Genomic DNA, 13109 nt, shown 5'->3' on the forward strand with positions numbered 1-13109 from the left:
AAGCTTCAAAGGAGAGCAGCATGCCCTATGACCGCAAAACCGCCGGCGCGGGGCCGGGAACATTCGGCCTCGACGGCGCGGCGATCAATCTCGCTGGCGGCGATTACACCGTGCCGGATACGGTGAAGGCGATTGCCGTCATCAACGCCGGCAATGTCGTCTGCCGCCCGCTGAATGCGAGCGCGGACATCACCATCACCGGCGCGCCGGTGGGGATGCTGTTGCCCTGGCATTGTAGCGCCATCCGCCAGACCGGCACGACAGCCACGCTTGCGACGGTGCTGGGCTGATGAGCGCGCTGCCGCAATTGGGGCTGGGGCAGCTTGGGCTGGGGCACACCCTTCCGCCGGGTGGTTCCCCTCGCGGGCTCAGCAACTGGATCTTTGCCGCAAGCACCTGGTCTGATGCTGGCTACTGGCAGGACTTCCGCAACTGGTCCGCGACCGGGCTTTTCATCAACAGCGAATATTGGGGCGGCGGGTCGTGGTCCGACGCGGCGGTGTGGTAAATGACATATAACATCCTCACGCCTATCGCAGATGGTGACGCCTATGACAGCGTCAAATCCCGTCTCGTTACGCTGGCTGAAACCTTCCTGGGCTCCGGTCAGGCATCTGGCGGCAATGCGCCTTCGACTTGGGCCGATATGCGGGCCAAGCTTAATTTGATTCTTGCAGCATTCGGTAAAACGCTGATTTCGGCTGGAGACAGTGGCGCGATCGCCAAGGCAAAGATCAACGGCATCGTGAATACCGAGGCGCTTCTCACCAGCGTCGCTATCCTCTGGTGGAACGCGGATAGGGCCGATCTGGTCAGCCTTTCTGGATCACAGGTCACGAACTGGACCGACAGCATGTCGGGAGCAACCGTTTCACAGGCATCGAGCTCCCTTCGGCCAATCTATTCCGCCACCTCATTCAACGGGTCTCCAGGCCTCACGTTTGACGGCGTTGATGATTATCTCGCCTTCACTTCAGGCGTCTTGGGCGCTCCCGTTGGCGGCAACCCAAGTGAGGCATTTGCTACCGTACAGCAGACTGCGCTGGCGGCCGACACCGGCAACCGGACAATATTGCAGTGGGGTGGCACGGACGGGTTCACACGCCGTTCTGTTCAAAGAGCGGTCGTAACCGGCGTCAATCGTGGACAGGCTGGCGTTGGCAAGGGGTCGTCACCAACCGCTCTTGTTACCGACACATCTGTGGACTTCTCAAGCCGACACGTCATCCGACAGAAAGTATCGGCAACCGATACTGGCGTCGATGTGGACGGCGGCTCCTTGGTAACGGCGGCTGTTGTCCCTGCGACTGCGGCTGAACGGATCGTTGTTGGCGGAGCATTCGCCGGCAACTCGGTCTGGTCTGGCCTGATCCGCGACGTAATCATCACCGGCGCTCTTTCCGGTGATGCGCCAACCTACATCGAAAACTTTCTCAAGACACGGAGAGCCCTCTAATGGCAAACAAGGTCGTCATTTTCCCAGAATCCAAAGAGGCTGAAGCGCGGGCATATGTTGCCGCGTGTGATGCCCACTTCGCCGCCACCTTCGAGCCGGGCGGCATTTTCGGATATGTCCGCAACGATGCGTTCGGTCAGTGGGTTGCCCCGCTGTACGGCCCGCCGTGGGAGTTCATTACCGGCGAGCCTTTCGCCGAGCCCGCCGAATGCGCTGCGCTGCGCGTGGATGGCGTGTTGCACGATTACGCGGTTTGGCCGGAAGACGAGTGATGCACACCCCTGCATAAAATGATTCCGTGAACAGAAGGAAAACCAATGACCAGCAACATCCATGCATTCACCGCGCCAGGCGCGAGCTATCCGGAATACATCTCTGTGAACAAGTCTGGCGACAGCTATTCTGTTTCTGTGCGAAGCCCGCGCAAGGAAGATGGTTCAGTCGGGGATGCTGCGACCATCACGTTGGACGGTGATCAGTTCCGCGCCTTGGCAAAAGCGCTGCAGAAGGCCTGACCCACTCTGAATCACCTGGGTCAAAACAGTACACCTCAAATCGAATTGCGGGGGGGTGTCAGATTCTCCAAAAAAGCCCGTCAGGATCCTGGCGGGCTTTTTTCGTCTCTAGAGTATAGCCAGCGCCATACCCATGAGGCATCGATGACCATCGAACAGGACCGCATCCAATCGCTCATTCTCGATCGCCTGACGCAAATCGACAGCCGGATGAACCGCATGGAAGAGAGGATGGATGATGAGAAGGATGCGGCGAGCGAGAGCAGGCGGCGCATCTATGATCGCCTGGAGCAGCAGGGCTCGACGCTGATCACGGTGTCGCACCGGATGGAAGGGCTTGAAAAAGCGGTGGCCGCCGACAGCGTGACGTTGTCGGATTTTCGCGAGACGCGCGCCAAGGCGGCGGCGGCGGGATGGGTCGGCGGTTGGTTGTGGCGCACCGGCAAGTATGTCCTGGGCGCCGCAGCAGCACTCTATGCCATGCGCCAGGACGTGGCGGCGTGGTGGCACTGGTTTATCGGGCGGTGATATCAGCGCTGCAGTGCGGCCAAAATGCCGAGGAACGCAGCAACCAATGTCGCGAAACAGATAGCGACCCATGGCTGGTTTTGTTGACACGCGCCGTTGATAGCGTTGATCGTTCTCGAAGCTTCCCAAGCTGAATACGAGGGTTCGATTCCCTTCACCCGCTCCAAATTTCCGCTGTTGTCTGTCTTATGATTGTCGGGTCAACTATGCCTGCGGGCCCATTCTGTGGGCGGCTTCACGTATTCGTGAATGCGAATTTCTTCGCGCTGCAAAATAATCTCTTGATTTTTGTGCGACGCAACATTACCTTGATACTTGTCAGACGGTTACTCCTCCTCCCAAACCCCTGACGACGACGGATAGCACTCCTCCTCCCAAGCTGTCTGTCATGATCAAGCCCGGCGCACCTCCTCCCGCGCCGGGCTTTTTTTATCTCACAGAGTAAATTTCGGTCAGATGCGGCGCAGCGCCTCGGCGTCGGTGATCTGCACCATGCGGCCGCGGATCGAGACGCCCGACGTCTTGAGCATGGAGAAGGCGCGGGAAAGAGCTTCCGGCGCGAGACCGAGCTTGCCCGCCAGAAGACTCTTCTGGAACGGCAGACGGAAGGAGTTGGAATTTCCGGCGCCGCTGTGCTGCAACATCTCCAGCAGATAATTGGCGACGCGTTGCGGCGCGGTGTGCAGCCGGTCATTGGCGACATTTTCGCGGGCGTCATGCAGGTGGTGCGCCAGCACACCCATCAGCGCCATCGAAAATTCCGGCTCTTCGGTCATGATCTGGCGGATTTTCGCGACGTCGAAACGGGCCAGCGTGACCGGTTCGGCGGCCTGGGCGTTGAAGGAATATTTGCAGCCGAGAAACATCGCGCATTCGCCGAAGGTCTCCCCGGGACCATAAACGCCGATATCGGCTTCCCTGCCTTCGCGCGACAGCCGAAACAGCCGGACATAACCCGACAGAACGACGTAGAAATTCTCGGCCTCCGCGCCTTCGCGAAACAGGACATCTTTCGCCTCTGCGCCAAAAACTGCCGCACTTTCCATGACCCGGCGGCCAAGCGCGGGGTTGAGCCCCGACATGAGCGGCGTCGACAGCAGGATCTCCCGGTCACGGTGATTCATTTTCAGCATCTTGTTCACGATTGTCCTCCGGAGTTGAACCGAAAATCTTTCCCTTTCATCAAGTGTAGCCAAATGGCCGGATTGGGAATTGATTTCGATCAACGGGCCAGAGCCGGAACAGCAAAAACCCGGCCGAAGCCGGGTTTTAGAGGGGGTTATTCCGCCGCGAGCGGCCTGTCGCCGATATCATTGGCCGGCGGCGAGGCTTTCTTGGCGGTTGTTCGCGTCGTTCCGGCATCGAGAATGTTGAGACGTTCCTCGATACCTGACAGCGCCCGACTGTTCTCGGTGAGGATGCGGGTGAGTTCGGCAGGCTCCAAAGCTTCTGGTTCCGGCTCGCGCTTGCCCACCAGCCGGCCGAAAACCCAGCCGAGAAGGCGCGAGACGTCGTCGATGATCAAAAAGACGCTCGGCACCACCACCAGGGAGAGCACTGTGGAGACGATGATGCCGCCGATCACCGCGATCGCCATCGGCGCGCGGAACGCGCCGCCTTCGCCGACGCCGAGCGCGGATGGCAACATGCCCGCTGACATGGCGATCGAGGTCATGATGATCGGCCGGGCGCGCTTGCGGCCAGCCTCGACCATGGCGTCCGAACGCTTCATGCCCTGATGGATCATCTCTATGGCGAAATCGACCAGGAGAATGGCGTTCTTCGCGACGATGCCCATGAGCATGAGAATGCCGATCAGCACCGGCATGGACAAGGCGTTGTTGGTGACGAGCAGCGCCACCGCCACGCCGCCGGTGGCGAGCAACAGCGAGAAGATGATGGTGATCGGTTGCAGCACGTTCTGGAACAGAACCACCAGCACGGCGAACATCAGCAGCAGGCCGAGCAGCATGGCGTTGCCGAAGCTCGCCACCATTTCCTTCTGCACCTTGGCGTCGCCGCTTTCGACGATCTTGACGCTGGGCGGCAGATTGGCGTCTGTGACGGCTTTCTTGAAGGCGTCCGTTGCAGGATCCAGCGCCACGCCTTTCGGCAGGCTGGCGCCGACGGTGACCACGCGACTGCGGTCATAGCGCTTGATGACGCTCGGTCCTTCGGAATAGGCGATGTTGGCCACAGACGACAGCGGCACCGAGGCGCCGGATGCTGTCGGAACCCTGATCGCCCGCAGTTCCGCCATGTTGCGACGGACGGAGAGATCGAGCTGCACGCGGATCGGGATCATGCGATCATCGAGGTAAACCTTCGAAAGCGCCGTATCGACATCGCCGATGGTCGCCACGCGCACGGTTTCCGACAGGGTTGCCGTCGTGATGCCCAGACGCGCCATGCGCACGGGATCCGGCTTGATCTGGATTTCCGAACGCGGCAGAGCGCCTTCCGAGCCGACATTCTGCAGTTTTGGCTCCTGGCGCAGCTTGGCTTCGAGCACGGCCACCGCATTGTCCAGGTCGTCGGCGTTCGACGAGGTGAAGTTGAAGGCGATGTCGCGCTCGCCGCGGTCGTTCAGCTTGAGCACCCGGGCGTCGGGGATGTCGGCGATCTTCTGGAAAATCTGCTCCTCAATCTCCCATTGCGGGATGGTGCGGCCCTGGATCTCCATCTTCGGCACGAATTGGCCGATGAGCGGCAGGCGCCCGGCGACGTCGTTGACCAGTTTCTTCAGAAGCGAATGTTCGATCTTCCTGAGATTGACATAGACCGCAGCGCGGCGCCGTTCGAGGTCGCCTTTGGGGGACGAGCCGCCAAGCACGAAGATATTCTCGATCGTCGGCATGTCCTTGATGCGCTTGTAAATCTCGGAGGTCGTGGCGTCGGTTTCCTCGAGCGAGGCGCTCGGCGGCAGTTCCAGCGACAGGATCACGCGGCCGGAATCTTCCGGCGGCATGAAGCTGCCCGGCACCTGCATCAGAAGGAAACCCGAGCCGAACAACAGGCCGAGCGTCACCACGAACGTGCCGTAGCGGCCATACCAGCGGCGAGTGAGCGCCCGGACGACGGCGGAGTAGCCGCGCATGATCCAGCCGTCGCCGTCATGCTCGTGACCGACGTCGGCATCGGAGGCGCGCATCAGATAGGCCGCCATCAGCGGCGTGATCAGTCGCGCCACTGCGAGCGAGAAAAACACCGAGATCGCCACCGTCAGGCCGAACTGGATGAAATACTGTCCGGCGATACCGCCCATGAAGGAGACGGGCGCGAAGACGGCGATGATGGTGAAGGTCGTAGCGATGACGGCCAGGCCGATTTCGTCCGCGGCCTCGATGGCCGCCCGATATGGCGTCTTGCCCATTTTGATATGGCGGGCAATATTCTCGATTTCGACGATGGCGTCGTCGACAAGAATGCCTGTGGCCAGAGTCAGCGCCAGGAAGCTGACGAGATTGAGCGAGAAGCCCAGCATATCCATGACCCAGAAGGTCGGGATGGCCGACAAAGGCAGGGCCACCGCCGAAATCAGCGTTGCGCGCCAGTTCCTCAGGAACAGGAACACCACGATGATCGCCAGGATCGCGCCTTCGATCAGCGTATGCATGGCGGCTTCGTAATTGCCATAGGTGAAATAGACGGCGTCATCCACCAACTCGATCCGCACCTGCGGGTCGGCCTTGCGAATGGCGTTCAGTTCCTGCGCCACCGTTTCCGCAACCGTCACTTCGCTGGCGCCCTTGGAGCGGAATACCGCGAAAGACACCACCGGGCTGCCGTTGAAGCGCGAAAAGGAGTCAGGCTCCTCATAAGCGTCGCGGATGGTTCCGAGATCCGCAAGCTTCACGAAGCGGCCATTGCCGACGGAAATCGTGGTGTCTGCGAGTTGCTTGACGTTGCGCTGGTCGCCCAGCGTGCGGATCGCCTGTTCCGCGCCCGCCAGCTGGCCGCGGCCCGAGCCGAGATCGGCGTTGGTGCTGCGCAACTGCGCGTTCACATCCGCTGCGGTTACGCCAAAGGCGTTCAACTTGTCCGGGTCAAGATCGATCTGGACCTCACGGTCAACGCCGCCATAGCGGTCGATACGGCCGACGCCCGGCTTGCCCTGCAGCGCGCGCTTGATCGTGTCTTCGACGAACCAGGACAGTTCCTCGAGCGTCATATCCGGCGAGGAGACGGCGAAGGTCTGGATCGCCGAGCCTTCGACGTCGATCTTGGTCACTTCGGGCGTGTCGGCGGTCGCCGGCAGATCCGCCTGGATGCGATCGACCGCGTCCTTGACATCCTGCAGCGCCTTGTCGGTCGGCACTTCCAGCTTGAACACCACGCTGGTGGTGGACACGCCGTCATTGACGGTGGATTGCATGTAGTCGACGCCGGTTATGCCGGCGACGGCATCTTCGATTTCACGCGTGACCTGCGTCTCGAGTTCGGAAGGCGAAGCGCCGGATTGGGTGACGCTGACCGAGATGACGGGGACGTCGATATTCGGAAAGCGCGTGATCGGCAGATCGTAGAACGCCTTCACCCCAAGAAACATCAGCAGGAAGAAGGCGAGGATCGGCGCAATCGGATTGCGGATGGACCAGGCGGAAAAGTTCATGTCCCATGGTCCTCGTCAGTTGGAAGCGGTTTGCTGGGCGCGAACAGGGGCGATATGGTCGCCGTCGCGGACGAAGACGCCTGCTTTCTCGACCACCACATCCTTGTCCTTCAGGCCCGACGCGATCTCGACAAAATCCCCATCGGCGACGCCGATGACGACTTTGGTCATGTCGACCTCTCCGTTCACGACCTTGCGGACGTAATCGCCGTCTTTCTCCGCTGTTACGGCCGTCAGTGGCAGCGACAGCACCTTGCGGCGGGAAATGATGATCTCGGCAGAGGCGAACATGCCCGCGCGCGCCAGGGACGCATCGGCGATGGAAATCTTCACCTTGCCGAGACGGCTCGTCTGATCGACGACCGGGTCGATGACGCGCACCACGCCTTCGACCTGCGTCGACGTGCCAGCGATCGCCAGAATGGCGGTCTGCCCCGGTTTCAGCTTCAGCAAGTCTCCTTCCGCGACATCGGCTTGAAGCTCGATGGCGCCGTCACGGATCAGAGTGAAAAGCGGATTGCCCGAGGCGCTGGCGATCGCGCCGACCTTGGCGTTGCGCTCGGTGACCAGCCCGGCCACCGGCGCCTTCACCTCGGTGCGGGAGAGGGACAAGTCGTTGTCGGCAAGCTGGCTTCTGGCGACATCCAGATCAGCCTTGTTGGCGGCGATTGTCTGCTCGGCGGCGCGGGTTCGGGCGCGGGCCGCATCGGCCTCCGACCGGAGCTGTTCCAGTTGCGTTTGGGAAACCGCTTTCGTTTTGATCAGCGTTTCCGCCCGCTCGGCCTGGCGGACCGCCTCAGCTTCGTTTGCTTTGGCTTCGGCGAGTTGGGCTTCCGACTGGAAGCCGACGGCTTGCGTCTTGGCGATCGTCGCGAGATATTGCTGCTTCTGCAGCTTCAGAGCGTCACGGCTGAGCGTGGCGAGCACCTGTCCCGCGTTCACGCGGTCGCCGACATCCGCCTTCAATTCCTCTATGCGCACGCCTTCGATCTGTGGTTGGACATAGACGGTTTCCACCGGCTGGATCGTGCCCGAGGCGATCACCCGATCGGTCAACTCGCGCAACGCGACGTCGGTGACGCGAATGGCGGGCAGATTTTGCGACGCCGGCGCCGCGACTGCGGCTGGCGTTTCCGCCCCCCAGGCAAAACCGCTCTGCACAAGCGCCGACGACGCGATCAAGGCGGCGAATAAGATGTTTCTAGGCATTGCTGAACTTTCCTGGCCGGTTGTCGCCGCGAGCCCCAACTTCAAGAGGCTTTACCGCATTCAATACGCATCCTGGATGAACCGGGATTGAATCATCCCCGACGCCTTGAATATCATGGGCGTGTCATGATCCTCCGCGCCGCGCATCCTCCTCGCGGTCGCATTCCTTCGACGCCTATTTGCCCACGGATTTGTTCCCGCACAAGAGACGCGACGATGGCATGGACGGCAAAAAATTGATCCACTTACAAAGAATGGCCGCCGATGTCGCCATTATGTCACGTTCAGCTGTGAATTGCGAGATGCGGCGGCTCTCGTCAGGCGACCGAACGGAGCAACATGCCGTAGAGATCACGCGGTTCGTCCGGATCGGCGAGCAGGTCTAGTTCCTCGTAGACGCCATTGGCGGCCAGTTGGTCGCGCACATAGCGCAGAGCCGAGAAATCCTCGATGGCGAAGCCGACGCTATCGAACAGCGTGATCTGGCGGTCGCTCTTGCGTCCCTCGGTCTGGCCCGAAATGACCCGCCAGATCTCGGTGATTGGATGATCGCGGTCGAGCTGCTGGATCTCGCCTTCGATCCAGGTCTGGGGCGGATATTCCACAAAGATGTCGGCCCGCATGACGATGTCGCGGGCGAGTTCGGTCTTGCCCGGGCAATCGCCGCCCACCGCGTTGATGTGGACGCCTTCGCCGACCATGTTGTCATGCAGCACCGTCGCGCTCTTCTTGTCGGCGGTGACGGTGGTGATGATGTCGGCGCCGGCCACCGCTTCTTCCGCCGTCTTGGCCTGCACGATGGCAAAGCCGCGACCGGCGAGATTGGCGGCGCATTTGCGCGTGGCGGCGGGGTCGATGTCGTAAAGCCGAAGCTTGTCGATGCCGAGCACGGCCTTGAAGGCCAGGGCCTGGAATTCCGATTGCGCGCCATTGCCGATGATCGCCATGGTCTTTGCACCCTTGGGGGCGAGATATTTCGCCGCCATGGCCGAGGTCGCCGCCGTGCGCAGCGCGGTCAGGATGGTCATTTCGGTGATCATCAGCGGATAGCCGTTGGACAGATCCGACAGCACGCCGAAGGCGGTCACGGTCTGGCGGCCGCTGCGGGTGTTGGAGGGGTGGCCGTTGACATATTTGAAGCCGTAAAGCGCGCCGTCGCTGGTCGGCATCAACTCGATGACGCCGTCAGCACAGTGCGAACCCACGCGCGGGGTTTTGTCAAACACTTCCCAGCGGCTGAAGTCCTCCTCGAGATAGGCGACAAGCTCGGTGATGAAACGTTCGACGCCGATCTTCATCACCAGCTTCATCATGCTGTCGACGCTGACGAAAGGCACGACATTCAGTTTGGGCATCGCGTTCATCAAAAGCTCCTTGTGGGTCTGTCCATCACCTGCTTGCCGAGAAGGCTTGCGGCGAGATCGGCCATCAGGATCGCGGTGCGACCCCGTTCATCGAGAAAAGGGTTGAGTTCGACCAGATCGAGGCTGCTGACGAGACCGCTGTCATGCAGTAGCTCCATCACCAGATGCGCCTCGCGGAAGGTTGCGCCGCCGGGAACGGTGGTGCCGACGGCGGGCGCGATCGACGGATCGAGAAAATCGACGTCGAGACTGACATGCAGCATGCCGTCTGCGTCCTTCACCTTTTTCAGGAAGCGCTTCAGCGGCGCGGCGATGCCTTCCTCGTCGATCATGCGCATGTCAACGATGTCGACGCCGGCGGCGGTGATCAACCGGCGTTCTTCGGGATCGACGCTGCGAATGCCGATCATCGACACATGGTTCGGGTCGACAGGGGCGACGACTTCGGGGAAGCTGCCGGCAAAGCCAGCTTGGCCGGTAAAATAGGCCACCGGCGTGCCGTGCAGATTGCCGCTTTCCGTTGTCTCCAGCGTATGGAAATCGGTATGCGCGTCGAGCCAGAGCACGAAGAGCGGCCGGCCCAAGATTTGCGCTCGTCGGGCCATGCCGGTCACAGTGCCTGCCGACAGGCTATGGTCGCCGCCCATGAAAACGGGGAACCCGTCTTCGCTCGCCTCGAAAGCGGCGGCGTCCAGCGCCTCGATCCAGGCGATGGTCTGGTCGAGCTTCTTGATTGCTTTGTTGGTGTGGCTGTGCTGGCGCGGCGCCATGGGCTTCACGTCGCCCGTGTCAACAACCTGATGGCCGAGTTCGGTCAGGCTTTCGGCCAGACCTGCCGCCCGATAGGCCGCCGGGCCCATGTCGCATCCTTTGCGTCCAGCGCCATCCTGCACAGGCGCGCCAACGAGTTTCACCAGCATCGCTAACCCCTCTTCATTCTCCATGATTTGACCATCGTCATCTGGCGAAGTGAACAGAGAGAATTGGCAAAAGAGCTGCTATGGCTTATCAAATTGGAAATTCAAACCGACAGGTTCCGCCATGGACGAGCTAGACCAGAAACTCATCACGCTTCTTCGGCACAATGCGCGGCGCAGCATTTCCGACCTCGCCATAGAACTGGGCGCGGCGCGGGCCACTGTGCGAAGCCGCATGGAGCGACTGGAAGCGATTGGCGAGATCGTTGGCTATACGGTGATCCTGCGCTCGGACACCAGCGCGCTGCCGGTGCGCGGCATCATGATGATCGAGGTCGAGGGCCACAAGACAGAGCGCGTGCTCAAGGCGCTCAACGGTTTTTCGGAAATTTCCGCCGTTCACACCACCCATGGCCAGTGGGATCTGGTGGCGGAACTGGGCGCCGCCGACCTGCCTGGCTTTGACGAATTGCTCAAACGCATCCGTCTCGTGCCGGGGGTGGCGAGCAGCGAGACGACGCTCTATCTCACCACGCCGCGCAGCACCCGCGCGCGGCTTTGAGGCGGCAGGGCTTTATGTGTTTCTTCACGTCAGGTGGATCTATGTTGGTAAGTTCGAGACGGTGGATGATGTGGTTCGCCAGACGTTTAGGTGATGTTTTCTCCCTGGCGCTCGTCATCAGTCTGTGCTGCCTCGCAGCAGATCGATCGCATGCCGAGGACGAAGAGCGACACCCAGTTTCAAAAGGGAAGACGGTCTATATTGACGGGGCCGCCAACATTCTAGCGGAGGTGGAAAACCCGAAAGGAAGTCTACTTCTTTTAGCCGGCGGCAGCGAGCGTCTGAATGTTCGCGCGGATGGATCTTTTACCGATCAAACACTGAGTGCGTTTGTGAGAAACCGAGACAGATTTGCAAAGAGTGGCTTCAACACGTTGCTCGTCGACAAGGAAACCAATCTCCGCGAAGCCGTTGAATATATGAAGCGTCTCAAGCGTCCGGTCACCATTGTTGCTATCAGCAACGCTACGCGACGGACGGCAAAAGCTCTTGTTCAGGGTGCAAAACCTGATCGGGTCGTTCTGGCCTCAGGCGAATTAAACGCGCAATCAGGGCCGTTGGTCGGAGTTGCAGATATTCTTCAAGATCCTGGGCGCTTGCCCCCAACATTGGTGATTCATCACCGGAAAGACGCATGCCGCGTTACAAATCCTGCGGGCGTGGCTCCATTTCACGCTTGGGCTGGGGACGGTGTGCGGAAAGTCTTTTGGATCGACGGAGGAGCCGAAGGAACAGGAGGATGTGCGTCCTTGGGTTATCATGGTTTTGGTGGGCGAGATGCAGAACTGGTTGCGGAAGTTGTCAACTTCGCTGCTGGAGAATGACCGATCCGGCAGAGGATTGTCGCCAAAGTCCAAACCAGGTTGGCTGCAAAATCGCAATCACCAACTTTCTCTGAAGTAACTGGCGAAAAATTCCCTCCCATCAGACATGCTTCCGCCAAATTCAGCTGAAAACCAGAACGGGCTTCTGCCTGCGGCCAGATTCTCTGACGAATGCGAGCGCGTCCCGCCAATCAAGCAGGTCGAAGCGTCGAGAAGGGCCCATGATCCGTTCATCGAGTTTGGGCCAAAGTTCGTCGAAGCGCTGCCTCCACTCCAAGGGGGATAGCCCGACCAGAGTGTCGCGGAGGTGAAAGCGCTCCAGCCGTCCGCCTTCGCCGACAGGAGTGACCGGCATTCCCGACAGCAGACCATAACCGACAAAAGGGACGCCGGGCCTAAGCGACGCCAGAATGAGCGAGGCGATCGGACCGCCCAGCGCATCGAAGACAATATCGGCGCGCCCGGCTGTCGACTTGATGCCGTCGAGCGCATCCTCCGACAGTGGTTGAACGCCGAGAGTGTTCAGACGGTCGATATGAACCGGATTTCTGTAGACGCCCGAAACGCTATCGGCGCCTTCTCGAAAGGACCAGTCAGCCAGAAGATTCGCGCAGACTGATCCAGCGCCGGTCAACAAAACTGTCTTGCCCCGCACCGGCCAAGTCTTGAGCAATATCTGCGCCGCCATGGGATTTATATAGGCGCGAGCGGCAATGTCGTCGGGGACGTCATCCGGGACCGGGATCAGCAGGTCCGGGTCGCAATCGAGATATCGTTGCCACGTTCCACATCCGCGCAATGGCAGGACGCGTCGACCGAGAAGATGTTTCGCTGAGACCGGCGCGGCGGTGACGACGCCAACCCCTTCATAGCCTGCTGTGCAGGGCAAGCGCGTCCGGTGCCTATAGGCTCCGGTTATCGGAATGAGGTCTGACGGATTGATAGGGGCGAACAACATCCGCACACGCGCCAGATGGCGCGGCAATGGGGAAAGATCTTCATCCTGCAGATGCAAAACGACGTCCGGCGGGCCAAAACTGCGATAGGCGAGCGCCGTGTTGATCGACACCTTACACTCTTTGATCGAGACGGACCTTGGAATAGAAAAGCCGGCGCTAGGCG

Annotated in this window: 14 protein-coding genes; 8 read left to right on the plus strand and 6 right to left on the minus strand. The window is 60.5% G+C overall.

The features are described 5' to 3' along the window. Positions 1 to 20: 20 nt before the first annotated feature. The 6 genes from M2360_RS04695 (at position 21) to M2360_RS04720 (ending at position 2499) form a co-directional block, all read left to right on the plus strand. Positions 21 to 290 carry a hypothetical protein gene (locus M2360_RS04695; RefSeq protein WP_280773229.1) on the plus strand — a complete coding sequence of 90 codons (270 nt, stop codon included), beginning with the start codon at positions 21 to 23 and terminating at the stop codon, positions 288 to 290. Further along, complete coding sequence (locus tag M2360_RS04700) at positions 290 to 508, plus strand: hypothetical protein (RefSeq protein ID WP_280773230.1); 219 nt, start codon at positions 290 to 292, stop codon at positions 506 to 508. The genes M2360_RS04695 and M2360_RS04700 overlap by 1 nt, the downstream gene beginning before the upstream one ends. Next, positions 509 to 1456 (plus strand): hypothetical protein, encoded by a 948-nt coding sequence (locus tag M2360_RS04705; protein WP_280773231.1) that lies wholly within the window; start codon positions 509 to 511, stop codon positions 1454 to 1456. After that, positions 1456 to 1728 (plus strand): hypothetical protein, encoded by a 273-nt coding sequence (locus M2360_RS04710; protein ID WP_280773232.1) that lies wholly within the window; start codon positions 1456 to 1458, stop codon positions 1726 to 1728. Before M2360_RS04705 ends, M2360_RS04710 begins: the two co-directional genes overlap by 1 nt. 45 nt (positions 1729 to 1773) lie before the next feature. Next, positions 1774 to 1971 (plus strand): hypothetical protein, encoded by a 198-nt coding sequence (locus M2360_RS04715; RefSeq protein ID WP_280773233.1) that lies wholly within the window; start codon positions 1774 to 1776, stop codon positions 1969 to 1971. A gap of 144 nt (positions 1972 to 2115) precedes the next feature. Next, a complete protein-coding gene (locus M2360_RS04720; RefSeq protein WP_280773234.1) occupies positions 2116 to 2499 on the plus strand; it encodes a hypothetical protein in 384 nt (127 codons plus the stop codon). A gap of 452 nt (positions 2500 to 2951) precedes the next feature. On the opposite strand, the gene M2360_RS04725 is transcribed toward M2360_RS04720, so the two are convergent. From M2360_RS04725 to rocF, 5 genes are all read right to left on the minus strand, one after another. After that, the gene (locus M2360_RS04725; protein ID WP_280773579.1) at positions 2952 to 3632 is read right to left on the minus strand and encodes a Crp/Fnr family transcriptional regulator; all 681 of its coding nucleotides are present in this window, start codon (positions 3630 to 3632) and stop codon (positions 2952 to 2954) included. 146 nt (positions 3633 to 3778) lie between these two features. Then, complete coding sequence (locus M2360_RS04730; RefSeq protein WP_280773235.1) at positions 3779 to 7111, minus strand: efflux RND transporter permease subunit; 3333 nt, start codon at positions 7109 to 7111, stop codon at positions 3779 to 3781. Positions 7112 to 7126: 15 nt separating this feature from the next. Beyond that, positions 7127 to 8320 (minus strand): efflux RND transporter periplasmic adaptor subunit, encoded by a 1194-nt coding sequence (locus M2360_RS04735; protein ID WP_280773236.1) that lies wholly within the window; start codon positions 8318 to 8320, stop codon positions 7127 to 7129. 317 nt (positions 8321 to 8637) lie between these two features. Beyond that, on the minus strand, positions 8638 to 9684 hold the full coding sequence (locus M2360_RS04740; RefSeq protein ID WP_280773237.1) for an ornithine cyclodeaminase: 1047 nt from the start codon (positions 9682 to 9684) through the stop codon (positions 8638 to 8640). Further along, positions 9684 to 10604 (minus strand): arginase, encoded by a 921-nt coding sequence (gene rocF, locus M2360_RS04745; protein ID WP_280773238.1) that lies wholly within the window; start codon positions 10602 to 10604, stop codon positions 9684 to 9686. The genes M2360_RS04740 and rocF overlap by 1 nt, the downstream gene beginning before the upstream one ends. A gap of 121 nt (positions 10605 to 10725) precedes the next feature. Between rocF and M2360_RS04750 the strand changes: the two genes are divergently transcribed. Both M2360_RS04750 and M2360_RS04755 read left to right on the plus strand, forming a co-directional pair. Further along, on the plus strand, positions 10726 to 11163 hold the full coding sequence (locus M2360_RS04750; RefSeq protein ID WP_280773239.1) for an Lrp/AsnC family transcriptional regulator: 438 nt from the start codon (positions 10726 to 10728) through the stop codon (positions 11161 to 11163). Between the two features lie 65 nt (positions 11164 to 11228). Next, on the plus strand, positions 11229 to 11987 hold the full coding sequence (locus tag M2360_RS04755) for an alpha/beta hydrolase (protein WP_280773240.1): 759 nt from the start codon (positions 11229 to 11231) through the stop codon (positions 11985 to 11987). A gap of 121 nt (positions 11988 to 12108) precedes the next feature. Here the strand turns inward: M2360_RS04755 and M2360_RS04760 are convergent, their stop codons facing one another. Next, a complete protein-coding gene (locus M2360_RS04760) occupies positions 12109 to 13056 on the minus strand; it encodes a zinc-dependent alcohol dehydrogenase family protein (protein WP_280773241.1) in 948 nt (315 codons plus the stop codon). Between the last annotated feature and the right edge of the window lie 53 nt (positions 13057 to 13109).

The organism is Rhizobium sp. SG_E_25_P2 (assembly GCF_029892285.1).
Lineage (GTDB): Bacteria > Pseudomonadota > Alphaproteobacteria > Rhizobiales > Rhizobiaceae > Rhizobium_E.